27 protein-coding genes and 2 riboswitches are annotated in these 25,114 nt (G+C 37.0%); of the genes, 2 read left to right on the top strand and 25 right to left on the bottom strand.

Going from position 1 to position 25,114, the window contains the following annotated elements; genetic code table 11:
• Positions 1-85: 85 nt before the first annotated feature.
• The 8 genes from ACQVV1_RS12605 to ACQVV1_RS12570 form a co-directional block, all read right to left on the bottom strand.
• Positions 86-286, bottom strand: coding sequence for a DUF3906 family protein (locus ACQVV1_RS12605; RefSeq protein WP_242251140.1), 201 nt, complete (start codon positions 284-286; stop codon positions 86-88).
• 10 nt (positions 287-296) lie between these two features.
• Positions 297-1,919 carry a nitrite/sulfite reductase gene (locus ACQVV1_RS12600; protein WP_242251139.1) on the bottom strand — a complete coding sequence of 541 codons (1,623 nt, stop codon included), beginning with the start codon at positions 1,917-1,919 and terminating at the stop codon, positions 297-299.
• A gap of 145 nt (positions 1,920-2,064) precedes the next feature.
• Positions 2,065-2,676 (bottom strand): adenylyl-sulfate kinase, encoded by a 612-nt coding sequence (cysC, locus tag ACQVV1_RS12595; protein ID WP_242251137.1) that lies wholly within the window; start codon positions 2,674-2,676, stop codon positions 2,065-2,067.
• A gap of 12 nt (positions 2,677-2,688) precedes the next feature.
• Complete coding sequence (gene sat, locus ACQVV1_RS12590) at positions 2,689-3,825, bottom strand: sulfate adenylyltransferase (RefSeq protein ID WP_242251136.1); 1,137 nt, start codon at positions 3,823-3,825, stop codon at positions 2,689-2,691.
• Between the two features lie 38 nt (positions 3,826-3,863).
• On the bottom strand, positions 3,864-4,568 hold the full coding sequence (locus ACQVV1_RS12585) for a phosphoadenylyl-sulfate reductase (RefSeq protein WP_242251135.1): 705 nt from the start codon (positions 4,566-4,568) through the stop codon (positions 3,864-3,866).
• An 87-nt stretch (positions 4,569-4,655) separates the two neighbouring features.
• Positions 4,656-4,799, bottom strand: a complete 144-nt coding sequence (locus ACQVV1_RS12580; RefSeq protein WP_063224446.1) for a YezD family protein — start codon at positions 4,797-4,799, stop codon at positions 4,656-4,658.
• A 72-nt stretch (positions 4,800-4,871) separates the two neighbouring features.
• A riboswitch (SAM riboswitch) is annotated at positions 4,872-4,980 on the bottom strand.
• Between the two features lie 116 nt (positions 4,981-5,096).
• Positions 5,097-6,413, bottom strand: a complete 1,317-nt coding sequence (lysA, locus tag ACQVV1_RS12575) for a diaminopimelate decarboxylase (protein WP_063224447.1) — start codon at positions 6,411-6,413, stop codon at positions 5,097-5,099.
• A gap of 180 nt (positions 6,414-6,593) precedes the next feature.
• Positions 6,594-6,775: riboswitch (Lysine riboswitch) on the bottom strand.
• An 89-nt stretch (positions 6,776-6,864) separates the two neighbouring features.
• Positions 6,865-7,260 carry a DUF3888 domain-containing protein gene (locus ACQVV1_RS12570; protein WP_431168930.1) on the bottom strand — a complete coding sequence of 132 codons (396 nt, stop codon included), beginning with the start codon at positions 7,258-7,260 and terminating at the stop codon, positions 6,865-6,867.
• A 254-nt stretch (positions 7,261-7,514) separates the two neighbouring features.
• Between ACQVV1_RS12570 and ACQVV1_RS12565 the strand changes: the two genes are divergently transcribed.
• Both ACQVV1_RS12565 and pssA read left to right on the top strand, forming a co-directional pair.
• A complete protein-coding gene (locus ACQVV1_RS12565; RefSeq protein ID WP_431168929.1) occupies positions 7,515-9,401 on the top strand; it encodes an LTA synthase family protein in 1,887 nt (628 codons plus the stop codon).
• Positions 9,402-9,582: 181 nt separating this feature from the next.
• Positions 9,583-10,284 (top strand): CDP-diacylglycerol--serine O-phosphatidyltransferase, encoded by a 702-nt coding sequence (gene pssA, locus ACQVV1_RS12560; RefSeq protein WP_000285422.1) that lies wholly within the window; start codon positions 9,583-9,585, stop codon positions 10,282-10,284.
• 30 nt (positions 10,285-10,314) lie between these two features.
• Here the strand turns inward: pssA and ACQVV1_RS12555 are convergent, their stop codons facing one another.
• The 17 genes from ACQVV1_RS12555 to ilvC form a co-directional block, all read right to left on the bottom strand.
• Entirely contained in the window at positions 10,315-11,286 is a 972-nt protein-coding gene (locus ACQVV1_RS12555; RefSeq protein WP_431168928.1) for an NAD(P)-dependent oxidoreductase, read from the bottom strand.
• A 144-nt stretch (positions 11,287-11,430) separates the two neighbouring features.
• Positions 11,431-11,598, bottom strand: coding sequence for a YozQ family protein (locus ACQVV1_RS12550; RefSeq protein WP_212957325.1), 168 nt, complete (start codon positions 11,596-11,598; stop codon positions 11,431-11,433).
• A gap of 68 nt (positions 11,599-11,666) precedes the next feature.
• Positions 11,667-12,686 carry a histidinol phosphate phosphatase domain-containing protein gene (locus ACQVV1_RS12545; RefSeq protein ID WP_431168927.1) on the bottom strand — a complete coding sequence of 340 codons (1,020 nt, stop codon included), beginning with the start codon at positions 12,684-12,686 and terminating at the stop codon, positions 11,667-11,669.
• A 13-nt stretch (positions 12,687-12,699) separates the two neighbouring features.
• Positions 12,700-13,023, bottom strand: coding sequence for a phosphoribosyl-ATP diphosphatase (hisE, locus tag ACQVV1_RS12540; protein ID WP_242251127.1), 324 nt, complete (start codon positions 13,021-13,023; stop codon positions 12,700-12,702).
• A 10-nt stretch (positions 13,024-13,033) separates the two neighbouring features.
• A complete protein-coding gene (hisI, locus tag ACQVV1_RS12535; RefSeq protein WP_242251125.1) occupies positions 13,034-13,339 on the bottom strand; it encodes a phosphoribosyl-AMP cyclohydrolase in 306 nt (101 codons plus the stop codon).
• Positions 13,336-14,094, bottom strand: a complete 759-nt coding sequence (hisF, locus tag ACQVV1_RS12530; RefSeq protein ID WP_431168926.1) for an imidazoleglycerol phosphate synthase cyclase subunit — start codon at positions 14,092-14,094, stop codon at positions 13,336-13,338. Before hisF ends, hisI begins: the two co-directional genes overlap by 4 nt.
• Positions 14,088-14,807 carry a 1-(5-phosphoribosyl)-5-[(5-phosphoribosylamino)methylideneamino]imidazole-4-carboxamide isomerase gene (gene hisA / locus ACQVV1_RS12525; protein ID WP_242251121.1) on the bottom strand — a complete coding sequence of 240 codons (720 nt, stop codon included), beginning with the start codon at positions 14,805-14,807 and terminating at the stop codon, positions 14,088-14,090. The genes hisF and hisA overlap by 7 nt, the downstream gene beginning before the upstream one ends.
• Positions 14,780-15,409 carry an imidazole glycerol phosphate synthase subunit HisH gene (hisH, locus tag ACQVV1_RS12520; protein ID WP_242251118.1) on the bottom strand — a complete coding sequence of 210 codons (630 nt, stop codon included), beginning with the start codon at positions 15,407-15,409 and terminating at the stop codon, positions 14,780-14,782. Before hisH ends, hisA begins: the two co-directional genes overlap by 28 nt.
• Entirely contained in the window at positions 15,410-15,994 is a 585-nt protein-coding gene (gene hisB, locus ACQVV1_RS12515; protein ID WP_431168925.1) for an imidazoleglycerol-phosphate dehydratase HisB, read from the bottom strand.
• A complete protein-coding gene (gene hisD, locus ACQVV1_RS12510) occupies positions 15,994-17,283 on the bottom strand; it encodes a histidinol dehydrogenase (protein ID WP_431168924.1) in 1,290 nt (429 codons plus the stop codon). Before hisD ends, hisB begins: the two co-directional genes overlap by 1 nt.
• A complete protein-coding gene (gene hisG / locus ACQVV1_RS12505) occupies positions 17,283-17,930 on the bottom strand; it encodes an ATP phosphoribosyltransferase (protein ID WP_242251114.1) in 648 nt (215 codons plus the stop codon). Before hisG ends, hisD begins: the two co-directional genes overlap by 1 nt.
• Positions 17,906-19,168, bottom strand: coding sequence for an ATP phosphoribosyltransferase regulatory subunit (gene hisZ, locus ACQVV1_RS12500; RefSeq protein WP_063224461.1), 1,263 nt, complete (start codon positions 19,166-19,168; stop codon positions 17,906-17,908). The genes hisG and hisZ overlap by 25 nt, the downstream gene beginning before the upstream one ends.
• Before the next feature lie 310 nt (positions 19,169-19,478).
• Entirely contained in the window at positions 19,479-20,060 is a 582-nt protein-coding gene (gene leuD / locus ACQVV1_RS12495) for a 3-isopropylmalate dehydratase small subunit (RefSeq protein WP_431168923.1), read from the bottom strand.
• A complete protein-coding gene (gene leuC, locus ACQVV1_RS12490; protein ID WP_098555511.1) occupies positions 20,038-21,432 on the bottom strand; it encodes a 3-isopropylmalate dehydratase large subunit in 1,395 nt (464 codons plus the stop codon). The genes leuD and leuC overlap by 23 nt, the downstream gene beginning before the upstream one ends.
• A complete protein-coding gene (gene leuB / locus ACQVV1_RS12485) occupies positions 21,432-22,496 on the bottom strand; it encodes a 3-isopropylmalate dehydrogenase (protein WP_242251113.1) in 1,065 nt (354 codons plus the stop codon). The genes leuC and leuB overlap by 1 nt, the downstream gene beginning before the upstream one ends.
• Positions 22,497-22,573: 77 nt before the next feature.
• Complete coding sequence (gene leuA, locus ACQVV1_RS12480) at positions 22,574-24,094, bottom strand: 2-isopropylmalate synthase (protein ID WP_063224465.1); 1,521 nt, start codon at positions 24,092-24,094, stop codon at positions 22,574-22,576.
• A 1-nt stretch (position 24,095) separates the two neighbouring features.
• Complete coding sequence (gene ilvC / locus ACQVV1_RS12475) at positions 24,096-25,106, bottom strand: ketol-acid reductoisomerase (protein ID WP_063224466.1); 1,011 nt, start codon at positions 25,104-25,106, stop codon at positions 24,096-24,098.
• Between the last annotated feature and the right edge of the window lie 8 nt (positions 25,107-25,114).

Below are 25,114 nucleotides of genomic sequence, written 5' to 3'. Positions count from 1 at the left end.
ATCTCTCCTCATTTCTACTATTAAAGTGAAACTTCCATCCTTATATATGAATGGAAGTTTTCATTTCTTCATATTTCAATGTTCCTTACTCGTGAATAACAAAGGCTGCGCTTTTTCGAATTTTCTTTTTTTCAAATAAAGCAATCTCCTTTACCTCTGGTAACGGTAAAAAATGTTTTTCAAGTTCAATCTCCGCCATCTTAAATGCATGTTCTTCACTTTCAGCAACAACAACAATTGGCACAATACTATTTACTAATACAGCTTCAAATCGATATAAATCCATATTGTCCCTCCTAAGACGCTATTACTTCTTCTAACACGTTATTTAACGCTATTTGTAATGTCTCTACACCCACACGGCCCACAAAATCATAAAATGTTTCAGCCGGTAATTTATTTTCTTTGAAATAACTTATAAATGATGCGAGTACATCAGGTAGATCCTCGCCATCTATTTTTCCTTTTAACTTTTGATTATAAGCACCGCCATCTAACAACGTTCCACCTACATATATTTCAAATGCTTCAACGATTCCTTTTTCCTTCGTTTTCATTTTCACACCTTGCAATCCTATGTCAGCGATTTGACGTTGACCACACGAATTCGGGCATCCTACCATATGAATACGAACCGGAACATCGAGTGCAATTTGTGTATCTAAGTATTCGGCAATTTTTCGCAATCTTTCTTTCGTTTCTACTAAAGCAAGATTACAATATTCAATACCAGTACAAGAAACCGCATGACCAATAAACGATTTTGGACTTGCTGATATTGCTTCAAACAACGGTTCATTTAGCAAACCAGTTACATTCTCTGGCAGAACATTCGGAATAATGAAGTTTTGCGAATTACATGTACGAATTTGTCCATTCCCATACTGTTTAGCAATTCTTGCAATTTCAAACATTTCTTCTGCATGTAGGCGTCCTACCGGCACATTAAAACCTACATATTTTAATCCCTCTTGTTTTTGATTTTGAACACCATAAAAGTATCCTGCATTCCAGCCTTTGACTGCACTTTCTCCTTTACTTTGCAATGGTCCTGTATACTCTATTAGTTTCTCTTTAAACTTCTCTGCTCCCCAGTCTGCAACAAGAAATTTCAAACGAGCTAAATGACGTTTTTCACGGTATCCAAAATCACGGAATATCGTAGCAATCCCAATCGCTACTGCCTTCACTTCTTCTGGTAAAACGAATACATCTAATTCATCAGCTAAATACGGACGAGCTGATAATCCACCGCCTACTTTTATATGAAAACCAACTTTTTTCACACCATCTATTTCTTTCGTAGCAGGTGTAAATGCAACACAGTTAATCTCTGCGTTAGCTGAGTTATAAATGTTAGAACTAATAGACATTTTAAATTTACGTGGTAAGTTAGAAAACTCTTCATTATGTTGGAAATAGTCATATACCTCTTTCACAATACCAGTTGTATCAAACAGTTCATTTGCATCAATGCCAGCAAGTGGATTCCCTGTAATATTACGCGTTATATCACCACACGCCCCAGCTGAAGATAACCCAACTCTTGCTAACCTTTTAAAAATATCTGGAATGTGCCCAATTTCCAACCAATGAAACTGAATCGCTTGTCTTGTCGTAATATCTATTACGTCGCGCCCATAATCCTCAGCGATAGAAGCAAGCACTTCTGCCTGTGCATTCGTAATAACCCCTGAAGGAATATTTACACGCATCATAAAATAACCAGCTTCTTTCGGTCTTTGTAAATACAACCCTGCCCATTTGAATGCGTCCCATTCTTCTTTCGGAATAGATTCGAAGCCATTCTCTGCATAGTAAGGAATATCATTAAAGATTTCCAATCCATCTTTTTTTAATTTATTTTTCTCAGTTTGATTTAATTTTTCATTGTTAGCCCATACTTTTTCATAACTCATTTTTTATCCCCCTATATAAAGTGAAACTTTAATCAGTGGGGAGTGTTCATCCTCCACTGATTATTAGTTGAATCAATCGGGCATTTACGGGCAGTTCATCTCCCACCTAACTTCTTTGCCCTAGCCAAATTTTGAGATGGGAGTTTTACTGCCCGGTAAATAGCGGGGTAAAACTACGCTCTTGTAAGTACTTCACGATTTGTTCTGCACATTCTTCAATAGAATACTTGTGCGTTTCTACGATTAATTCCGCTTTCTCTGGTTCCTCATACGGTGAATCGATACCTGTAAACTCTTTAATATCACCTTTTCTTGCTTTTTTATAAAGCCCTTTCGGATCACGTTTCTCACACTCTTCAATTGGACATTTTACAAATACTTCTATAAACTCATCGGCAGCTAATAGATCTCTTACTTGTTTTCGGTCTACTCGAAACGGTGAAATAAACGCTGTAAGAACAACAGTACCTTGATCTACAAATAGCTTCGCCACTTCGCCAATCCGTCTTATATTTTCCATACGATCACTTTCAGAAAAACCTAAGTCTTTATTTAAACCGTGGCGTATATTATCTCCATCAAGTACATAGTTTCCAATATTCTTTTCAAATAGTTTACGAGCAACCGCGTTCGCTACTGTAGATTTACCCGAAGCTGATAAACCAGTAAACCAAATCACAAAACTATGATGCCCATTCTTCACTCTTCTCTCATCTTTTGAAACAGAAGCTGTATGCCAAGTAATATTCGTGTCCATCTCATTCTCTCCCTATTCTGTTACTACTTCTTTTTTCAAACCTTTAATTAGTACTTCCACTACTTCTTTACGACTAAATGTACTTGGCGGAACTTCACCGTTTCTTAATAGTTCTCTTACTTTCGTACCCGATAAAATAACATGATCCTCTTTCCCGTGCGGGCATGTTTTCGTCGAAGCCATCGCTTCACATTTCGCACAGTAAAAACTATGTTCAAAAAATAACGGTGTAATCCCTAACTCTTCCACTGTAAAGTTTGTAAAAATTTCTTGCGCTTCATAAGTACCGTAATAATCTCCTACCCCTGCATGATCACGTCCTACAATAAAGTGAGTGCATCCAAAATTCTTTCTGACTAATGCATGAAATATCGCTTCCCTCGGTCCTGCGTAACGCATTGCTGCAGGAAATACACTTAAAAAGACACGATCTTTCGGATAATAGTTTTGAAGTAATACTTCGTAGCTTTCCATTCTTACATCAGCAGGAATATCGTCCGACTTCGTTTCTCCAACGAGCGGATTTAAAAAGAGGCCATCTACAATTTCAAGAGCAGATTTTTGAATATATTCATGGGCACGATGTACCGGATTTCTCGTTTGGAATCCGACTATCGTTTTCCAACCACGTTTTTTAAATTCTTCCCTCGTTTCAATTGGATCTAAATGATAAGAAGGAAACGGATTATTTTCAAAACGTTTTGTAAGAATAATAGTTCCTCCAACGTAAACGTTAGGTCTTTCGTATAATTTTTTCACTCCAGGATGAGCCTCATCCGTCGTTTTATACACTAATAACGCTTCTTTTTCCTTATCAGGCACAAAAACATCTTCTATTTGAATAACACCATATACATTTCCACCGTTAACAAGTTTTACTTCCTCTCCAGCTTTTAGAGTCTCTGCAACTTCTTCTGTGACTGGTAATGTAATTGGTATACTCCAAACGCTCCCATTTGCTAAACGAAGCGTTTCTACAACCGAATCATAATCTTTCTTTCCTAAAAAACCAGTAAGCGGGCTATATCCCCCTGTCGCTAATAGCTCTAAATCACTTAAAGCAATGTTATCTAGTTGAATTTCTTTTTCAATTTGTGATACGTCGTATGTCTCGTCTATTCGATTTATTAATTCGTTTACTGTACTCATTTTCTATACCCTCTCTTAGCTTTATTTTCAAATTCATCTTATTGGTAATGAAGGCCACATTCTGTTTTCACTTTCCCAGCCCATCTACCATCTCTCGAATCGCCACCCTCTCCTACAGGCAGCGTACACTTCTCACACCCAATACTTGGATATCCAATATCATGCAATGGGTTATACGGCAAGCTATGTTTGTATACATATCGCCATACCTCTTTCCACGTCCAATGAATGAGCGGACAAACTTTAATAGATTGAAAGCGATGATCGTGATTTATAAACCTTGTATGCTTACGGTTTTCTGATTGTTCCCTTCTCAATCCTGATATCCACGCTTTTTCATTTGCCAATGATTCTTCTAAAGGTAAAACTTTTCTAATCTTACAACAAAGATTGGGATTGTTTTCCCACAGCCTATCACCATGCAATTTTGCTTGTTCATCAAGTGTAAGTTTTGGCTGTTTTTCTATAATATTCAATGAAGGAAATCGTTCCCGCACTTTTTGAATTAATTCATACGTTTCTTGAAAATGTACGTTTGTATCCAAAAATACAACTTTAGCAGATGGATTTACTTGGTTTATAAGATGCAGTAATACCATACTTTCCACTCCAAAGCTACATGCGTATACAATTTCATCTTTATACTCTTTATAAGCCCAACTTAATACTGACAGCGCGCCTTTCGTTTCATCTTCTTCTGAAAATGAAACAGCATTTTCTTCCCACGTTTCATACGTCAACATGTTTTTTCCCCCTGTAAAAGCAAAAAGACGGTTTTAACCTAATAAAATAGGTTAAAACCGCCTCTAGTTTTTCTAGTCAGCGCTTTTTTACTTTAAACGTACTTTTTCACTTTTTTCTAATTGAATGACTTTTCCATCTTGCACAACAATTGTAATTGAACCATATTTCATATCAGCAAGCATCGCTTGAATTTTTTCAGATACTTCCTCATAATGTTCCCGTACACTCACGCGAACAGCCCCCCTTTTTATTCATAAAAAAAATCTTTCCCATTTCGAAAAGACTGTTCGGTAATATATTTTACCTTATCTTTCAAAATGGATTCCATTTTGCTGGATTTAGCACCTTGCTTTCTATAAGCAGGTTGCCGAGCTTCGTCGGGCCAGTTCCCTCCGCTTCTCTTGATAAGCTTTGTATTTGTATTTTATCACAATTCTGATTTTTTTCAATCCTAGTTTTCCGATATATTTTAATTATTTTATTTTATAAAAAAGGAATTGCCCATCCGAACAACTCCTTTTCCCCATTTAAACAAGTTCTTTAATACGTATGCGATCGTTCCCAATAATATTTTCATATGTTTCGCGCTCTACAACAATTTGCGATGTTCCACCTTTTGCAAAGACGACGGCTGGTCTTCGAATACGGTTATAATTATTTGCCATTGAATACCCATATGCTCCCGTACAAGAAACTGCTAATAAATCGGCAGAAGCAACTTTCGGTAGAGTAATGTCCCAAATCAACATATCTCCACTCTCACAGCACTTCCCAGCAATCGAAACGATTTCCTCATTCTCATCATTCCCTCGATTTGCTAACATAGCTTCATAACGAGCGTTATATAAAGCTGGTCTTAAATTATCAGTCATCCCACCATCCACTGATACATATTTCCGAATACCAGGAATGTCTTTCACAGATCCGACTGTATAAATTGTCGTTCCAGCATCGCCTACAATACTACGGCCTGGCTCAACCCATATTTCTGGCAATGGATAATTATATACTGTAAATTGTTCTCTCACTGCACTTGTTACAGCTCGCACATATGTCTCAAGAGTTAATGGTGTATCTGACTCTGTGTAGCGTATTCCGAATCCTCCGCCCACATTTAACACTTTTACTACATAGTTCGTTCGCTCTCTCACTTCTTCTAAAAATTGATGAAGAACTTCAATCGCTCGAACAAATCCAGCCGTTTCAAATATTTGCGATCCGATATGTGAATGAATTCCTAACACATTATAATTTGATTTTTGTAAAGCAAGTTCAATGGCTTGCATCGCTTGACCATTTGAAACGCCAAATCCAAATTTCGAATCATCTTGACCTGTTGTAATATATTCATGTGTGTGTGCCTCTACTCCAGGCGTTACACGGATTAATATGTTCACAAATTTCCCGTGTTGCACTGCTAAATCATGCAAAATTTCTAATTCCAAGAAATTATCTACGACAAAACAACCAATATTCGCCTGAAGAGCCATCACGATCTCTTCTTCTGTTTTATTATTGCCGTGAAAATGAATACGCGATGCCGGAAATCCTGCTTGAAGCGCAGTATATAATTCCCCTCCAGAAACAACGTCTAATGACATATTCTCTTCACGAGCTACTCGGCACATCTCCATGCACAAGAACGCCTTGCTTGCATATGCTACTTGATAAGAGAACCCACTTTCTTTAAAAGCACGATGAAACGCGCGGCACTTTCCTCGAATTGACTCTTCATCGTATACATAAAGCGGTGTTCCGTATTGTTTTGCTAGCTGCGTCGTATCGCACCCTCCAATTTCTAAGTGTCCTTGCCCATTGATTCGGCTTGTGCCGTGTAAATACATTTGAATTCCTCCCTTATTTCCTCTAAAACTCATAACCCCAATCTTCTATTCATTGCAGCACGCTTTTAGATAGACAAAAAACGCGCGGAACAATGTTCACACGCGTTTCTTATTAGGAAAAATATATATTGAAAAAATAAACGAGTTGTTATCTCCTCAAAATAAGAAACCGCATCAACATCTCCAAATAGCTCTCCATAAAATAAATCTTATGACAGTACTACATTTATTCAATGCAGTCCCAATATATGAATAAGATGGTTATTCTTATATTTCGGCAATAGTCCCTTTCAACCTATGATCACAGATTCCATTAAATCTCCCATAGCTTACTCTTTCCTATCGCGGCCTCTACCTTTGAGAGTAGATGAGGTAAGTCTATTTAATTTTCAAACATCTAATTGTTGCTATTAACAATACCAAAGGACCATTTTATTTGTCAAACAATTTTTTATATTGTTTTTTTACAGTCTAGTTTCGTATCATTCGGTAAGCGCTTTACTAAAATCTTTGTCACTTCCCATTCGCCTTCGTCGTTATTAAATGTAATCGTTACCTTCTCAAATGGTGGAGCAATTTTCCCAGCGACTCGTTCATACTTCGTTACTTCAATAGCCGCTTGAAATAAATATGTATCGCTATACACTTTTTTTAAACTAATAATTTTTGGACATTGATACGGCTTCAAGCTCCCATATTGTTTTTCAATTGCTTTATTTATTTTCGGAAATAAAACAGAATAAAGGGCATCTTCCATAAGAGGTGCATCATATTGGGCTACCGACACACTCGGTGAAGCAAAAAGTATAACACTACTGCATACTATACAATATAATAATTTTCGCATTATAACCTCCGTATTGTTACACGATTCTTTCTACGCACGATAATTATCATACATAGAAACTCCGTTTTATTGTCTCCTACTGCCCTTTTTCTACTCAATTATTATAAAAAAGCCCACAACTCTCTTTTATTTTCGTATAATGATACTCATAGTATAATAAACATAATAACAAAGGACTGTTCGTATATATAAAATGAGGCGCCACTCAAACCGGCTCACAAGAACTGTCATGCTTTTTAGGAGAGGAGTATATTATGCTACAACGTCTGTTTCCAAAACTGCGATTTGCACTCGTTGCAGTCGTTTTATTATGGATAAAAACATATATTGTGTACAAGCTAGCATTTGATATTAAAATTGATAATTTCTTTGAAGAGTTTATGCTTTTTATTAATCCACTGGCTGCGTTACTTTTATTTTTCGGTTTTGCTTTATTTGCATCTAAGCACCGAAACCGCATTATAATTGGAATCAGTTTTATACTATCATTCATTTTATTCGGAAATGCAATGTTCTATGGGTTTTATAACGATTTCGTTACATTCCCAGTATTATTCCAAACAAATAACATGGCTGATTTAGGGACAAGTATAAAAGAACTCTTTACGTATAAAACATTACTTTTATTTGCAGATGCGATTATTTTAATGTTTCTTTCGCGTAAATTCCCGGCATTTTGCGACAAGACGCCGCTTTCTCGCTCTGAGAAGCGAACTTTCTTTAGCGGTGTAACAGCTCTATTAGCACTACAGATTGTTGTTTCCGTTATTTATAAACCACAAATGTTCTCACGCTCATTTGACCGTCAAACTGTCGTGAAAAATTTAGGTTTATACACATATCATCTATTCGATATTACACTTCAATCGAAATCTTCAGCTGAACGTGTATTTGCAAGTGGGGACGGGTTCTCCGAAATTAAAAACTATACAGACTCAAAAGATAAACAAGTTGATAAGAACTTATTTGGAGCTGCCAAAGGTAAAAATGTAATTTTGATTTCAATGGAATCTACACAAAGTTTTGTTATTAATAAAAAAATAAATGGAAAAGAAATTACTCCATTTTTAAATGAATTTATTAAAGATAGTTTTTATTTCGATAACTTCTATCATCAAACAGGACAAGGTAAAACTTCTGATGCTGAATTTATCGTTGAAAATTCACTTTATCCGTTAGACCGCGGTTCTGTATTCTTTACTCATGCAACAAATGAATATACCGCTACACCAGAACAATTAAAGAAATACGGATATTCTTCTGCTGTCTTCCATTCAAACGATAAAACGTTTTGGAATCGTGATGTAATGTATCCTGCACTTGGATATGATCGTTACTTTAATTTAAATGATTACGTAGGCACAGAACAAATGTCTGTCGGTTGGGGGTTAAAAGATAAAGAGTTCTTTGAACAATCTATTCCACAACTAAAATCTTTACCACAACCGTTCTATACAAAATTCATTACTTTAACAAACCATTTTCCATTTCTTCTAAATCCAGAAGATCAATATGTTGATGAGTTTAATTCAGAAAGTGGTGTTGTAAACCGTTACTTCCCAACTGTTCGTTACACGGATGAAGCTCTTAAACTGTTTATTAAACAATTAAAAGAAGATGGGCTGTATGATAATTCAGTTATTATCATTTATGGAGACCATTACGGTATTTCTGAAAATCATAACGCAGCTATGGCTCAATTCCTTGGGAAAGACGCTATTACACCGTTTGATTCTATGCAATTACAACGCGTCCCTCTCATTATTCATGTACCTGGTCAAGAAGGAAAAGTCATTTCTAAAGTATCTGGTCAAATTGATATTAAACCAACGCTACTTCATTTACTTGGTATTAAAACAAATCAATCAGTTGAATTTGGAACTGACTTATTTATTAAAGAAGAAGACCCACTTATGGTAATGCGTGATGGTAGCTTCGTTTCAAAAGATTATGTTTATACAAAAAACATGTGCTATAAACGAGATACAGGTGAAAAGACGGACATTTCATTATGTCAACCAAATATTGAAAAAGCAAAAACTGAATTGAAACTCTCCGACAAACTCATTTATGGAGATTTATTACGTTTCGATCCTAACAATCGGTATAAAACCGGAACGATGACAACGAGATTTGAATAATACAAGAAGCAACTTTATAAAAGTTGCTTCTTTTTTTACTTATTTTTCAAATTATTCTTCTATGAAATCTTTCACAAATTGGGAATTTCTTTCGTATGAGGAAGAAATTTATGGTATGATAAAATAAGTAAACTTTCATACACTAATTAAGAATTTATTACAGAAAGCAAGGGATCAGATTTTGTATAGAGCAGCTATTCCAAACTTATTTACGCTCGGAAATTTATATAGTGGATTCTTGTCAATCGGCTATGCATCTTTAGGATATTATAAATCAGCTGCTATTTTAGTACTTATCGGGATGATGTTAGATAGTCTTGATGGGCGTGTTGCTCGTTTATTACGTGTTGATTCACAAATGGGAAAAGAGCTCGACTCACTTGCAGATGTCGTAACATTTGGTGCAGCACCTGCTGTTTTAATGTATTACACATCTTTCTCCAACTACGGAATCATCGGTCTATACATAGCGGGATTATTCCCTCTTTTCGGGGCATATCGTTTAGCACGATTTAATGTAACACCATCTTCTACTTCAATGAAATATTTCACTGGGGTACCGATTACAGCAGCGGGTGGGCTTGTTGCTTTCTTAACATTATTTTCACATACCATTCCAAAAATCGTTCTTATTACAGTATTTGTAACGTTCGCATTTTTAATGGTAAGCCGCATTCGTATCCCAAGTTTAAAAGATGTACCAATTCCACGATATAGCATCATTATTACACTATTTTTAGTTGGAATCATTATTACAATGTACCAAACAGGGTTCGGTAATTTTTCTGTTTTCTTATTCATTGCTATTCCACTATATATTTTGTATATGCTATCTCAATTTCTTAGACAAAGACCATCTAAAAGAGCAAATAAAGAAAAATAAAAAAACCTTCCGATTCCGGAAGGTTTCTTTTTATTTTGTAACCAATACTTTTTGATTTACAGGTGTTACAGGCTCTTCACCGTTTAATACGGCTAAAATATTTCTTACTGCCATTTCAGCCATCGCATCGCGCGTTTCAAATGTTGCATTTCCTACGTGAGGAGCAAGTACTACATTTTTTAATTCTTTTAGCTCTTCTGTAATTTTCGGTTCAAATTCAAACACGTCAAGAGCTGCCCCTTCAATTTCATTCGTTTTTAATGCTTGAGCAAGTGCCGCTTCATTCATAATTGGTCCACGTGAGGCATTTACAATGTACGCTGTTTTCTTCATCATTTTAAACTGCTTTTCATCAATCATATGATGCAATTTCGGATTATACGCACAGTTAATTGTAATAAAGTCTGCTGTTTGTAACAATTCTTCCAATGTTACATATGTTGCTTCCAGTTCACTTTCAGCTGTAGGTTTTCGATTTGGTCCTGTATATAAAACATTCATTCCGAACGCTTTCGCACGCTTTGCAACTGCCTTTCCGATTTCTCCAAGGCCAATAATTCCAATTGTTTTACCATGTACTTCGCGGCCTAAGAAAAATAATGGAGCCCATCCGTTAAATCCAGTTGTACGACATAGCGTATCACCTTCAGGAATTCTACGTGCAGCTGCTAAAAGAAGTGCAAATGTTAATTCTGCTGTCGCTTCAGTTGATACTTTCGGTGTATTCGTTACCGCAATCCCTTTTCCTCCGGCATACGAGTAATCAATATTATCGTAACCAGCACCGTAGTTTGCAACAATCTTCAAATTAGGTGCCGCATCAATCACTTCTTTTGTCACCTTTGTAGAAAGTAGGCTTAATAATGCATCTTTATCTTTTACACGCTCTGTTAATTCATCTAAAGAAATTAGCGCCTCTTTATCATACATTTCTACATCATGATCTTTTAATAATTCTAATCCGATTGCTGGAATTTCCCCTGCTACTAATATTTTTGCCACTACTAACACCTCTTCTATAGAAAATAAGATATCTCTTATATTTCATTGTAAGAAATCCACATATAAAAACCAAGGAATTTGATTATAGTTTTGAAAATCGACACTTTTCCATGAAAAAAGAGGAGATGTAACTCTCCCCTCTTCTTACGCTTTTTCCTGCGATGCTTTTCCGAGCTTCACATCAATCGTTCCTTCTGCAACTGTATCGCTAATTTGCTCCTCAATAACTGACTGAGCAGTATTCGTTGTTTCAGAAGTATACGCTTGTTGCTGTGCACCTTGTACATTTTGTTTATTTTGTTGTTTCGCCATTTCTTTCCCTCCTTTTTATTCTTTCTTATTTTGAACAAAAAGGAGGGTTTTCATCAAAAAATCGTAGTTCATTTTGAAATTGTTACTACTTCTTCCAGTAATCTCATCGTTCTTACTCTTTTCGTAAATGTAGCTAAGTGAGAAATATCATGATTACGTAATGTATTTATATTCTCTTCCACATATTTCCCTAAATCATTCGGATAATGAGCATCCGAGGAGAGAGTAATCGGAACACCATGCTTAGCTAATACTTGTAAATACAGCGGACTCGGGCACATTTCTCGCACAGGATAGCGATAGTACAATCCTGCATTTATTTCCGTTGCCGTATTTGTTTCTACTAATGCACACGCAATTTTCTTATAATAAGAAAGTTGTTCATTCTCATCTAACCGATAATTAAATACTTTTATGTTATCAAGATGAGCTATAATATCAAATAACTCAGAGCGAACCGCACTCTCTACAGTTTTGAAAAACGTATCATATAAAGCACATAATTCATGTTCCTCAAAATATTCTTGCGTATCTGGATTATCAAATCCCCATCCATTTAAAAAATGAACAGATCCAATTACATAATCAAAGTCTCCTAATGCCAGTAAAGATTGTAATTCTTGTTCACCACCAATAAAATAATCCGCTTCAATTCCAAGTTTAAGCGTAACCCCTCTTTTACTCCATCGTTCTTTCGCTTCTTCAATTGCTTTTGTAAAATCATGTAGTGACGCTACCCTTACTTGGTCTAACCATTCCTTCTGCAAACGTCCAAGCTTAGAATCACTAATATCGACATATCTTTCATAGTATTCTTTTGCTTCATAAAAACGGTATAAATGATCGACAATACCAACTTCTTTTATACCTTTTCGCAAAGCTTCTTCTAAATATAAATCAATCCATTTCGTTGTAAATGGCCCTTCCTTTACACGTCTTTGCAGGCGTTCTTGTGTTTTCACAAGCCATTCCATAGAATGTTTTTCTTCTTTAAGCGGTTCATAATGTTGTAGTGCTTCATTTATTTTAGCTAGCCACCCTATTGAATATGGCCCTTCTTCTAAATGAATGTGATAATCCACCTTCATCTACATTTCCCCCTTATAAAGTATCTATTTCTCTTCTGTCCCCTACTTTCGAAAGCTTTCCATTTCTTTCTATCACTTCCTTCATGATATCTTCTAATGATATATTTTTTTCAGCTAATAAAACGAAGCAGTGATACAATACATCAACCATTTCTTTCACTAACTCTTCTTTGTCATTATTTTTAGATGCGATGATTACTTCAGAACATTCCTCACCAATTTTCTTTAAAATTTTATCTTCTCCTTTTGAAAACAAGTAATTTGTATATGATTCAGGAAGTGGATTTTCCTTTCGTTCTTCAATTGTTTCAAATAGTAATTTAAAGGCATTTCCCATATGTATCCCCCTATATAATTTTGTAGTGAAAACATGTTTTTTCTCCCGTATGACAAGCAGGTCCTACTTGCTTTACGACAACAACGATTGAATCTTGATCACAATCTAAATAAAGAGATTGCACATATTGGACATTTCCTGATGTTTCTCCTTTATTCCACAAAGATTCTCTCGAGCGGGAATAAAACCATGTTCTTTTCGTTTCTAGCGTCTTTTCATACGCTTCTTCATTCATATAAGCTAGCATTAAAACTTCTTTCGTATCCTCTTCGATGACAACTACCGGTATTAATCCTTTTGAAAAGTTAGGTTTCATAACCGCACCTCAACATTTGCATTTTTTAATTTTCTCTTTACGTCCTGCACTGTCGCCTCACCATAATGAAAGATCGATGCCGCTAGTGCTGCGTCGACTGTTGTCTTTTGAAAGACTTCTATAATGTGATCAGCATGACCACATCCACCTGACGCGATGACTGGTACGGAAACGCTTTTTGAAATTTCTTCCGTTAAACGAAGGTCATATCCATTTTTCGTTCCATCTGCATCCATACTCGTTAATAGAATTTCACCTGCCCCGAGCATAACGACGCGCTTCGCCCATTCGATAGCATCCATTCCCGTATCAACTCTTCCGCCGTTCACATATACATTCCACTTATCTTCTGCTACTTTTCTAGCATCAATTGCTACGACAATACATTGTGAGCCAAAGTGTTCTGCCCCTTCTTCGATTAGCTTTGGATTTCGCACTGCCGCTGAGTTGATTGATACTTTATCTGCTCCAGCTCTTAGTAATTTGTACATATCTTTCACACTTGAAATCCCTCCTCCAACTGTAAGAGGAATAAATACTTTTGAAGCTGTTTTTTCTACAACGTCTATAATCGTTTTTCGACCTTCATGCGTTGCCGTAATATCTAAAAATACAATTTCATCTGCTCCCACATCATTATATAAGGCAGCTATTTCAACAGGATCACCGACGTCTTGTAATCCTATAAAATTTACACCCTTTACGACTCGCCCTTCTTTCACATCTAGACATGGAATAATGCGTTTCGCTAACATAACTTTGTTACCTGTAACACTTCTTCTAAATCAATCGTTTTCTCGTAAAGTGCCTTACCAATTATGACGCCGCATATATTCATATCATTTAATTTCTTCACATCTTGAATAGATGCCACTCCTCCAGAAGCAATGAGACGCAGACCTACGCTTTTTTGTAGTAACTCTAATTGCTCAAAATTCGGCCCTGCAAGTGTCCCGTCTTTCGAAATGTCCGTAAACACAATCGTTTGAACACCTACATTCTCCATTTGCTTCGCTAAATAAATATAAGAAATTTCAGACACATCGAGCCAGCCTCTCGTTGCTACGAAACCATTTTTCGCATCAATTCCAACAATGATTTTTTCTTTATATAGACGAACTGCTTCTTCTAAAAATGCCTTATCATAAAGAGCAGCTGTTCCTAAAATCACTTTATCTACACCTATTGACAATAACTTCTCTACTGCTACAAGTGATCGAATTCCTCCTCCAACTTGCACAGGAATACGTACCGCCTTGCAAATTTTTTCAATGATCGGCAAGTTTAACGACTCCCCAGCAATTGCACCATCTAAATCAACAATGTGTAATGTTTTCGCTCCAAATTTTTCAAATATAATCGCTTGTGCAACCGGATCTTCATTCATTACTGTTTCTTTACTAAACTCTCCTTGATAAAGTCTAACGCATCGTCCCTCTTTTAAATCGATAGCTGGGAAGATTTCCATGATTCTACCACTCCTTTGAAATTTTTTAACATTTGCATTCCAATGTCACCACTTTTTTCAGGATGAAACTGTGCGCCATATATATTTCCTTTTGCTACAAAACCAGGTACTTTCACTCCATAATCACTTATTCCATACACAATTTCATTTGGACAATCTGCGTAATAAGAGTGGACATAATATACGAAAGAACCGTTCTCTACTCCATTCCAAAGCGCTATTTCTCCCTCTTTCTTTAGCTCATTCCATCCCATATGTGGAATTTTATAAGGAACTTTTAATTTCCGAATGATACCTGGTAATAAATTCAATCCGTTACAGTCTTGTAGTTCCTCACTTTTTTCAAATAAAAGCTGCATTCCTAAGCAAATACCTAAAAGTGGTTTTCCTGAAATCCCAACTTCTTTTAACACATGCACTAAATCTTTTTCTTCCAATACATCCATCGCTTTTGGAAATGCACCTACTCCTGGTAAAATCACTCCATCACTTCTAAAAATCTCTTCTTTATCACTCGTTACGATGTACGCTGCTCCAATATATTTTAATGCTTGTTCTACACTACGAATATTTCCCATTCCATAATCTATAATGGCAATCAATTACAACATCCCTTTCGTTGAATTTACACCAGTAATGTTGGCATTTCTTTCGACCGCTTCTCTAAGCGCTCTACCAAATGCTTTAAATAACGCTTCAATTTTGTGATGTGTATTGCTTCCGTATAAAATGCGAGCATGTAATGTAATATTGGCAGCATGAGCGACTGCTCTAAAAAATTCTTCTGTTAGTTCTGTATCAAAATTCCCTAGTTTCGGATTCGTTAATTCTCCTTGAAATACAATATATGAGCGCCCGCTAATATCAATTGCGACAAAACCTAAAGATTCATCCATCGGTACATATGCTGAGCCGTACCTGTTAATCCCCTCTTTATTTTGCAACGCTTCTTTCAAACAATTTCCGAGTACAATCCCAACATCTTCAACTGTATGATGCGCATCAACGAATACATCGCCTTCCGCCTCCACTTGCAAACCAAATCTTCCATGCCTTGCAAATAAAGTTAGCATATGATCAAAAAATCCAACTCCGGTTTGTACAGAAACGTTCTTTCCTTCATCAAGCTGCAAATTTAATTTTATTCTTGTCTCTGTCGTCTCACGTATTTGACTGGACTCACGCATTATTCTTCCTCCTCAAATCTTATTTGAATTGCTCTCGCATGCGCATGTAACCCTTCTTTATTGGCAAGTTCTACAATATGATGTTGTACATCTCTTAACGCTTCCTCTGTATAAGACAGAAAGCTTGATTTTTTCACGAAATCATCGACTGATAATGGTGAGAAAAACCTTGCCGTTCCACTTGTCGGTAATACGTGATTCGGTCCCGCTAAATAATCACCGAGGGGTTCCGGTGAATATGATCCAAGAAAGATAGATCCTGCATGTTTCACATAGGCTAGAGCATTCATCGGTTCTTTTATATGTAACTCTAAATGTTCCGGGGCAATTTCATTCGATAACTTTAGTGCCTCATCTAAAGAAGGAACGATAAAAATAGCTCCATTTCTATTCATCGATTCACGGGCGATTTCACTTCTTGGCAATGTTTCTAACTGTCTTTCTATCTCTTTTTCTACTTCTTTTGCTAACTCTATATTCGTTGTAATACAAATTGCTGTTGCTCTCTCGTCATGTTCTGCTTGTGATAATAAATCAGCCGCAATATATTTTGCATTACCCGTTTCATCCGCAATAACTACAATTTCTGATGGTCCGGCAATCATATCGATATTTACTATTCCATACACTTCTCGTTTCGCCAGAGCGACGTACAAATTTCCCGGTCCAACTATTTTATCCACTTTCGGAATCGATTCCGTCCCGTATGCTAAAGCCGCAATTGCTTGCGCACCACCTATCGTATAAATTTCATCTACTCCTGCAAGGCTTGCAGCAACTAAAACATGTGGATCAATTCCTCCATCTCTCGGCGGTGTTACCATTACAATCTTTTTCACACCAGCTAGTTTTGCTGGCAATACATTCATTAATACTGACGAAGGATACGAAGCAGTTCCGCCCGGCACATATACCCCTACATTTTCTAACGGCCGAATGATTTGTCCTCTAATGATACCTTTACTCGCGCAATCGAATATGGATTGCCTTTTTTGCTTTTCATGATATGAAATAATGTTTTTCTTCGCCTCTTGCAACGCTTCTAAAAATGAATTCTCTACAAACATACTCGCTTGTTTTATTTCTTCTTCACTTACACGAAACTCTTTAATCTTTACACCATCAAATTTTTTTGTATAAAAAGATAGGGCCTCATCCTTACTTCCCCTTACATTTTGAACGATTTCGCTTACACTTCTTTGAACAGTTTCTTCTATTATATTAGCGTTTTCTCGTAGCAATTTTATTTTCGATAACGCCTTTTGAAAATCTTCACAAACTATCTCCATTACAAGTCCCCCTGTTTTTCTGACAAAATTTCTCGCTCCATTACATTTATAATACTGAATATTTCGTCTTTTTTAGTTTTTAATGCTGCCTTATTTACAATCATTCGAGCAGATATAGAATACATTTCCTCAAATACAATGAGTCCATTTTCTTGTAATGTTTTTCCCGTTTCAACAATATCAACAATCGCATCTGCCAATCCAAGAATAGGAGCAATTTCTACAGAACCTTCTATTTTTATAATTTCTACATCCTCCCCTTTATCATGAAAATAGTTAGAAGTAATATGTGGATATTTCGTCGCAATACGTTTCTTCCGGTAGCTCTTTGGGTTATAAGTAGGAATAGAAGCAACACAAAACTTACACACGCCTACTCCTAAATCCAACATTTCATAAATATCTTTCTCGTTTTCCATTAAAATATCTTTTCCAACGACCCCAATATCAGCTACTCCATGTTCTACATAAGTAGCAACATCTACTGCTTTCACTAAAATAAATGAGATATCTGTATTTTTACTTTGAAAGACAAGCTTTCGTCCTTTATTTTTGAGCTCTGAACAATCAATTCCAATCTGCTCAAACAGTGGAATCACATGTTTTTCTAATCTTCCTTTCGTTAACGCAATTTGAATGTTACGCATGAAGTTTCTCCTTCTTTCTGGACTACCCATTTCTCTTTCCATACATATTCCACTAGTGATTCGTTTTTTGCCTCAACGACCGTTACTATTTGATTTTTTCTTGCAAATTGAAAGGTATCGTTTACATTAGAAAATAAAGATAGCTCTACTTTTTTCCCGTCCTTTTGAAGTAAAATTCGTAATCTTTCCGCTTCTGCTAATCTATTTAACTCATAATGAATAATAATATCTATTCTCTTTCTTTCATATGGTTTTTGCTGCTCTTGCAGCGCCTTTACAATTTGATTTACTTGCACCGCGAGTCCAACAGCCGGCTGCATTTCCCCAAAATTCCCAATTAACTCATCATATCTTCCGCCACTAACAATTTCTTCTCCAATTTCATATATATACCCTTTGAAAATAACACCTGTATAATAATCTAAATGTTGAATCATACCTAAATCGATTGATATGTAAGATCCATAGCCTAGTTTTTCAATTGCTTCATATATTTCTTTCACTCTTGCAATAGCCATTTTCATTTCATTACTTGAGGCGAGTTTTTCTGCTTCCTCAATCACTTCTAAATTCCCAAATAGCCTTGGTAATTTCTCAAGTAATCTTACGGTTTCATCACATCGATCTAATTTCTTTTCTCTAATAAAATTTGATAGAGCAGCATAATTTTTACTTTCTATATACGTTCTAAGTACTTTCTCTTCTTCTTCATGAATGGAGAGCTTTTTTACAATACATTTATATAACTGCACTTGCCCAATCTCTATGGTAAAAGATTTCACCTTCACCTTTTGAAGTGATTGAATGACGCTTATGACACATTCAATTTCAGCTCTTACATTATCAATCCCAATAATTTCAATACCACTTTGCACAATTTCATTATATTTTCCGGTAAGGGACTCATTCGCTCGAAATACATTCCCACTATACGTCAGTTTAAGCGGCGTATCCCACCTCTGCGTTCCCATCACTCTCGCTAAAGGAATTGTCATATCTGGACGCAAGACGATAATCCTTCCCTTTTCATCAAAAAATTTATACATCTTTTCTTCATCTATCGGCCTGCTTTGAAAGGCAAAAACATCATAAAATTCAATTGTAGGTGTCCTTATTTCCTCATAACCTCTCTCTAAAAAAGTACGTCTTAATTTTTGCTCCACTTCTTCAATTAACGTACATTCTTCGAATAAATAATCTCTCGTTCCATTTGGGTTTGCTCGTTTCCATTTTGTCATCTAAACTCTCACACCTTTCCCTTTCTAATGTATGCCTATTTCATTCACCTAAACCGAAAATAAAAAGAGCCTTGTAGACAAAATACCTACAAGGCTCTTTAGTAGAGTGTAGGTACAACGGGAATAACCCTTGTGCCTACACGTTTTCACGCGCTAGGTTCAAGGGCTTTATGTATGATGATGTAGTTGTGTAAGCATTTTAATAGGTTGCACGATATTCATAATACTTACTCCCTTTCTCCTCTAATTTTTACATAGTATATAATACTTAATTCTGAATGTAAATACATTTTGAACATTCCGTTATTTCTTAATATAAAGCTACTTTCCTCTCATACTCTACAATTCCCTGTTCATATTGCATTGTAATACTAATTTCATCTAAACCATTTAATAATTTCTCTTTCCACATTTTCTCGATTGTAAAATGGAACACGTGCGTACTCGTTGTAATTACTTCATTCTCTAAATCTACTTCGATTCGTTCTCTCGCATCCGTTTTGGCAAGTTTTTCTCGCGTTTCTTTATCCATTACAATTGGCAACATACCATTTTTCATACAATTCATATAAAAAATATCCGCAAACCCTCCGGCGATAATAACGCGGAAACCATAATCAGCAAGCGCCCACGGAGCATGTTCTCTTGAAGAACCGCAACCAAAATTATCACCTGTAATTAATATACTTGCCCCTTTTCTATCTTGTGCATTAAGTGGAAAATTAGGGTTTTCATGGCGGTTATTATCATAACGCCATTCATCGAATAAATACTTTCCAAATCCTGTCCTTTCAATTCTCTTTAAGTATTGCTTCGGTATAATTTGATCAGTATCAATGTTATCATTCATCAGTACTGCGGCAGTACCTTTATGAATACGAAATGGCTCCATCATAACTCTCCTTTCTAGTATCAACAAAATGACCATATAATGCAGCTGCTGCCGCCATTGCTGGGCTAACTAAATGTGTTCGTGCTCCTTTTCCTTGTCTTCCTTCAAAATTACGATTTGAAGTTGAAGCACAATGTTCTCCTTCAGGTACTTGATCTGGATTCATTCCAAGACACATTGAACATCCAGGTTCTCTCCATTCAAATCCAGCTTCTTCAAATATGTGATGTAGTCCTTTTTGCATCGCAGCTTCTCTTACTCTTTTCGATCCAGGTACAACGAGTGCTCGCACACCTTCTTTTACCTTTCTCCCTTTCACAACAGATGCAGCGATTTCTAAATCAGAAAGCCTGGAATTTGTACAAGATCCAATGAAGACATGCTGAACTGGAATGTCATACGTACTTTGTCCAGGGCTTAATCCCATATAAGAAAATGCTCTTTCTTCATTTACATCATGCTTTTCTGGCAATTTCTCATCAATACGAACACCCATACTCGGATTTGTTCCCCATGTAACGTACGGTGCTAAATCCGTAACATCTATCGAAATATGTAAATCATAAATCGCATCTGAATCTGTATAAAGTTCAGACCATTTTCCCTCGAAAGTTTCATAGTCTCTCGGTGCATATTTACGTCCTTTTACATAAGCAAATGTTTTTTCATCTGGCGCGATAATACCCGCTTTTGCTCCTCCTTCAATTGCCATATTACAAAGTGTCATTCTCTCTTCCATCTCCATTGCTTGAATCGTCTCTCCGTAAAATTCCATTACGTATCCAGTTCCAACTGCTACACCGTACTTTGAAAGGAGATGTAAAATAATATCTTTTGCGTAAACGCCTTTCTGTAATTTTCCGTTTAACTCAATGCCCATCGCTTTCGGCTTTCGTTGCCACAGCGTTTGCGTTGCCAATACATGTTCCACTTCACTCGTACCAATGCCAAATGCTAGCGCGCCAAACGCACCGTGCGTTGCTGTATGACTATCACCACAAACAATTGTTTTTCCTGGCTGCGTGAGCCCTAGTTCTGGTCCGATAACATGAACGATCCCTTGCTCTTCATCTCCAATATCCGCTAATGGCACCTGAAATTGTTTACAATTCTCCCGAAGTGTATCTAGTTGCTGCTTCGCAATGCGATCGGTAATATTCCAAACATCTTTCGTTGGAATATTATGATCCATCGTTGCGAATGTTAGATCTGGTCTGCGGACCGTTCGATTTGTAAGCCGCAAGCCTTCAAAGGCTTGCGGTGACGTTACTTCATGAACAAGATGCAGATCGATATATAATAAATCTAATCCATTTTCATTTGTCGTAACTACGTGTCTTTCCCAAAGCTTATCTAGCAACCTTTTCCCCATTATCTTCCTCTCCCTACTAGCGCTTGCTCTTCCATTTCTTGCATAACTGCCTTCGTAAAAGAAGTTGTCGTTTCAGTCCCCCCGATATCTGCTGTACATTTTCCTAATTTAAGGACTGCTGAAATTGCCTCTTCAATTGCACACCCTTCTCTCGTTAATCCGAACGATTGCCCAAGCATCATTGCAACAGAGCGCATCATTGCAATTGGATTCGCCTTATTTTTCCCAGCAATATCCGGTGCTGATCCGTGAATAGGCTCGTATAGCGAAGGGCCCTTTTCCGCGTGACTAGCTGATGGCAGCATTCCTAATGATCCAGCTAATACTGAAGCCTCGTCACTCAAAATATCCCCAAATAAATTTTCCGTTACAATTACATCAAACCGTCCGGGATTCCGAATTAATTCCATAGCTGCGGCATCCACTAAAATATGTTCTAATTCAACACCTGGATATCGAAGTGCTACCTCTTCTGTTACAGTTCTCCATAGTTTACTAGACTCTAAAACATTAGCCTTATCAATAGATGTTACTTTTTTCTTCCGCTTACTCGCTAATTGAAAAGCATAAGAAACGATACGTTCAATTTCATGACGATGATACGTAAGTGTATCTGTTGCTACTTCGTCCGTTCGTTCTTTCGGATAAGAAAAATAAATCCCACCTGTTAATTCACGAACGACAACGAAATCAATTTCATCAGCCTTTTTTAATGGCGATAAATGTGCCGTTGCGCTTTCTACCGTGACAGGGCGAACATTTGCAAATACTCCAAGTCCTTTTCTTAAAGCTAATAATCCTTTCTCTGGCCTTTCTTTCACACCATCCCACCTTGGTCCACCAACTGCTCCTAGTAAAACCGCATCACTCGCTAAACAGGCGGCAAGTGTTCGTTGTGGTAATGGTTGCCCATTTAAATCAATAGCCACACCACCAAAGTACTCATCTTGCAAATGAAAATGATGCCCATATAGCCTCTCTACCATATGCAATACTTCCTTTGCACTCTCCATAATTTCCGGGCCGACACCATCACCAGCTAAACAAACGATACGTTTTTCCATTTTTAACACTCCTCTTAACAGAATTTTCAGAACTTTAATCTGATAGGTGAGGAAAGCTTCTCTCACCTATCAAACATTTATTTCACAAGCGCTATAAGAGATTTTAATTTCCCTGCTGCATGGACATATGCTCTTGCCGACGCTTCTAATACGTCTTGTGCAACACCAAAACCTGATACTTGATGCGTTCCTTCTTTTAATTCAACATGAACATGAGCAAGTGCATCTTGACCTTGTGTAATAGATTGTATGCGATAATCTGCCAATTCACATTCTAATCCTAAAATTCTTTGAATCGCATTGTATATCGCTTCAATACTACCAGAACCAGTGGCTGCATCTTCATATACATTTCCTTCCTCATCTTTTAGTACAACTGTCGCGCATTGTGTACTATTTGATACGAAATGTACTTGCAATTGCGTAATGTTATATTGTTGTGCTGCAAATGCTGCTTCACCAAGCATAAGCGCGCGTAGATCTTCTTCAGTAATTTCCTTTTTACGATCAGCCAATTTTTTAAATGCTTCAAATACCGCATCACGCTCTTCGTTCGTAAATTCATAGCCAAGCTCTTTCATTTTTTCCGTAAACGCGTGACGTCCAGAATGTTTCCCGAGTACAAATAGATTTTGAGATTCGCCTATTAGCGCTGGTTCAATAATTTCATATGTTGTCACTTCTTTTAAAACACCATCTTGATGAATGCCTGACTCGTGAGCAAATGCATTTGCTCCTACAATAGCTTTATTTTTCGGTACTATCATACCTGTTAAACGACTTACTAACGTACTTGTCGATTTAATCTCTTGTAGTGTCATAGAAGACTCCGCTTTATAGAAATCTCTTCGAATATGAAGTGCAACCGCAACCTCTTCTAACGCCGCATTCCCTGCCCTTTCTCCAATTCCATTAATTGTTCCTTCTACTTGCAGTGCTCCGCCTTCAACCGCAGCTAAGGAATTTGCTACTGCCATCCCAAGATCATCGTGACAATGACAAGAGAAAATCGCTTTTTCATATGAAGGAACGGATTCTTGTAAGTATTTAAATAAGGAATAGTATTCTTCTGGGTTCGTATAACCTACTGTGTCTGGAATATTGATTACATTCGCTCCTGCACGAATCGCAACTTCTACTGCTTCAGCTAAAAAATCTCTTGATGTTCTTGTCGCATCTTCTGCAGAAAATTGCACTGTCGGAAATAAAGATCTTCCAAGCGTAACCGAGCGATAAATACTATCTAACACATCTTCTTTTGACATACAAAGTTTATATTTCATATGAATATCACTCGTAGCTAAAAATACATGTAAACGAGGAGATACAGCACCTTTCACAGCTTCATATGCTCTTCGAATATCACTTTCCTTCGCTCTAGCTAAACTCATAACTGTAGCATTTTGAATGGTATTTGCGATGCGCTTTACCGATTGAAAATCCCCTTCGGAAGCTGCTGCAAAGCCAGCTTCCATGACATTAATCCCTAGTCTCTCTAATTGCCTTGCAATTTGCAATTTCTCTTGTTCATTTAAATTCACTCCTGGTGATTGTTCGCCATCACGTAGCGTCGTATCCATGAACAAAATCTGCTTCATATTATTTCATCCCTACCTTTACTCGCGGCTGTACGAAAGGCATCATTTCACGTAATTTACGCCCAACTACTTCAATTTCATGTTCATTTTCTTTCTCATTTGTCGCATGGAAATTTGGTCTTCCTGCTTTATGCTCCGCAATCCAGCCTCTTGCAAATGTACCATCTTGAATTTCTGCTAGCACTGCACCCATCGCTTTCTTCGTATCCTCAGTTACAACGCGTGGCCCTGATACGAAGTCGCCCCACTGCGCTGTATCTGAAACTGAATATCTCATATTTTCTAGTCCACCTTCATACATAAGGTCAACGATTAGTTTTAGTTCATGTAAACATTCAAAATATGCAAGTTCAGGTTGATAACCCGCATCGACTAACGTCTCAAAGCCAGCTTTTACTAACGCAGTTACTCCGCCGCAAAGCACTGCTTGCTCTCCAAATAAATCTGTTTCTGTTTCTTCTTTAAATGTCGTTTCCAGTACACCAGCTCTCGTTGCTCCAATTCCATCGGCATAAGAAAGTGCCTTTTCAGTCGCAACTCCTGTTGCATCTTGGTATACTGCAAATAATGCAGGAACAGCTCCACCTTCAGCAAATGTACGGCGCACAAGATGTCCTGGACCTTTTGGTGCTACTAGAAATACATCTACATTCGCTGGTGGTTTCACTTGATCAAAGTGAACATTAAATCCGTGTGCAAAAACGAGAGAATTTCCTGCCTTTAAATTTGGCGCAATTTCCGCTTCATATACTTCTGGTTGCAGTTCATCCGGTAGCAAAATCATTACTACATCAGCTTTTCCGGCTGCTTCCGCTACTGTATATACAGAAAATCCATCTTCTTTCGCTTTATCCCAAGACTTCCCTTTTCTTAAACCTACTACAACATCAAATCCATTATCACGTAAATTTTGTGCATGCGCATGACCTTGCGAGCCGTATCCGATGATTGCTACTTTCTTCTCTTTTAATACATTTACCGTTACATCTTTCTCATAATAAACTTTCGCCATTTTCATTT

This window comes from Bacillus basilensis (genome assembly GCF_050630465.1).
Classification (GTDB): domain Bacteria; phylum Bacillota; class Bacilli; order Bacillales; family Bacillaceae_G; genus Bacillus_A; species Bacillus_A basilensis.
Note: the sequence above shows the minus strand (reverse complement) of the source record. Positions and strands in the feature narration are given on the sequence as shown.

What these genes read in the sequence shown, in the direction of transcription:
- hisG (WP_242251114.1), bottom strand. Translation starts at nt 17,930, where the DNA reads ATGCGTAACATTCAAATTGCGTTAACGAAAGGAAGATTAGAAAAACAT.
- leuA (WP_063224465.1), bottom strand. Translation starts at nt 24,094, where the DNA reads ATGAAGCAGATTTTGTTCATGGATACGACGCTACGTGATGGCGAACAA.
- leuC (WP_098555511.1), bottom strand. Translation starts at nt 21,432, where the DNA reads ATGGGGAAAAGGTTGCTAGATAAGCTTTGGGAAAGACACGTAGTTACG.
- ACQVV1_RS12605 (WP_242251140.1), bottom strand. Translation starts at nt 286, where the DNA reads ATGGATTTATATCGATTTGAAGCTGTATTAGTAAATAGTATTGTGCCA.
- lysA (WP_063224447.1), bottom strand. Translation starts at nt 6,413, where the DNA reads ATGTATTTACACGGCACAAGCCGAATCAATGGGCAAGGACACTTAGAA.
- leuB (WP_242251113.1), bottom strand. Translation starts at nt 22,496, where the DNA reads ATGGAAAAACGTATCGTTTGTTTAGCTGGTGATGGTGTCGGCCCGGAA.
- ACQVV1_RS12550 (WP_212957325.1), bottom strand. Translation starts at nt 11,598, where the DNA reads ATGGCGAAACAACAAAATAAACAAAATGTACAAGGTGCACAGCAACAA.
- hisB (WP_431168925.1), bottom strand. Translation starts at nt 15,994, where the DNA reads ATGCGTGAGTCCAGTCAAATACGTGAGACGACAGAGACAAGAATAAAA.
- ACQVV1_RS12570 (WP_431168930.1), bottom strand. Translation starts at nt 7,260, where the DNA reads ATGCGAAAATTATTATATTGTATAGTATGCAGTAGTGTTATACTTTTT.
- leuD (WP_431168923.1), bottom strand. Translation starts at nt 20,060, where the DNA reads ATGGAGCCATTTCGTATTCATAAAGGTACTGCCGCAGTACTGATGAAT.
- sat (WP_242251136.1), bottom strand. Translation starts at nt 3,825, where the DNA reads ATGAGTACAGTAAACGAATTAATAAATCGAATAGACGAGACATACGAC.
- cysC (WP_242251137.1), bottom strand. Translation starts at nt 2,676, where the DNA reads ATGGACACGAATATTACTTGGCATACAGCTTCTGTTTCAAAAGATGAG.
- hisZ (WP_063224461.1), bottom strand. Translation starts at nt 19,168, where the DNA reads ATGACAAAATGGAAACGAGCAAACCCAAATGGAACGAGAGATTATTTA.
- hisD (WP_431168924.1), bottom strand. Translation starts at nt 17,283, where the DNA reads ATGGAGATAGTTTGTGAAGATTTTCAAAAGGCGTTATCGAAAATAAAA.
- ilvC (WP_063224466.1), bottom strand. Translation starts at nt 25,106, where the DNA reads ATGGCGAAAGTTTATTATGAGAAAGATGTAACGGTAAATGTATTAAAA.
- hisE (WP_242251127.1), bottom strand. Translation starts at nt 13,023, where the DNA reads ATGGGAAATGCCTTTAAATTACTATTTGAAACAATTGAAGAACGAAAG.
- hisF (WP_431168926.1), bottom strand. Translation starts at nt 14,094, where the DNA reads ATGTTAGCGAAACGCATTATTCCATGTCTAGATGTGAAAGAAGGGCGA.
- ACQVV1_RS12545 (WP_431168927.1), bottom strand. Translation starts at nt 12,686, where the DNA reads ATGAAGGTGGATTATCACATTCATTTAGAAGAAGGGCCATATTCAATA.
- hisA (WP_242251121.1), bottom strand. Translation starts at nt 14,807, where the DNA reads ATGGAAATCTTCCCAGCTATCGATTTAAAAGAGGGACGATGCGTTAGA.
- ACQVV1_RS12585 (WP_242251135.1), bottom strand. Translation starts at nt 4,568, where the DNA reads ATGTTGACGTATGAAACGTGGGAAGAAAATGCTGTTTCATTTTCAGAA.
- hisI (WP_242251125.1), bottom strand. Translation starts at nt 13,339, where the DNA reads ATGAAACCTAACTTTTCAAAAGGATTAATACCGGTAGTTGTCATCGAA.
- ACQVV1_RS12565 (WP_431168929.1), top strand. Translation starts at nt 7,515, where the DNA reads ATGCTACAACGTCTGTTTCCAAAACTGCGATTTGCACTCGTTGCAGTC.
- ACQVV1_RS12600 (WP_242251139.1), bottom strand. Translation starts at nt 1,919, where the DNA reads ATGAGTTATGAAAAAGTATGGGCTAACAATGAAAAATTAAATCAAACT.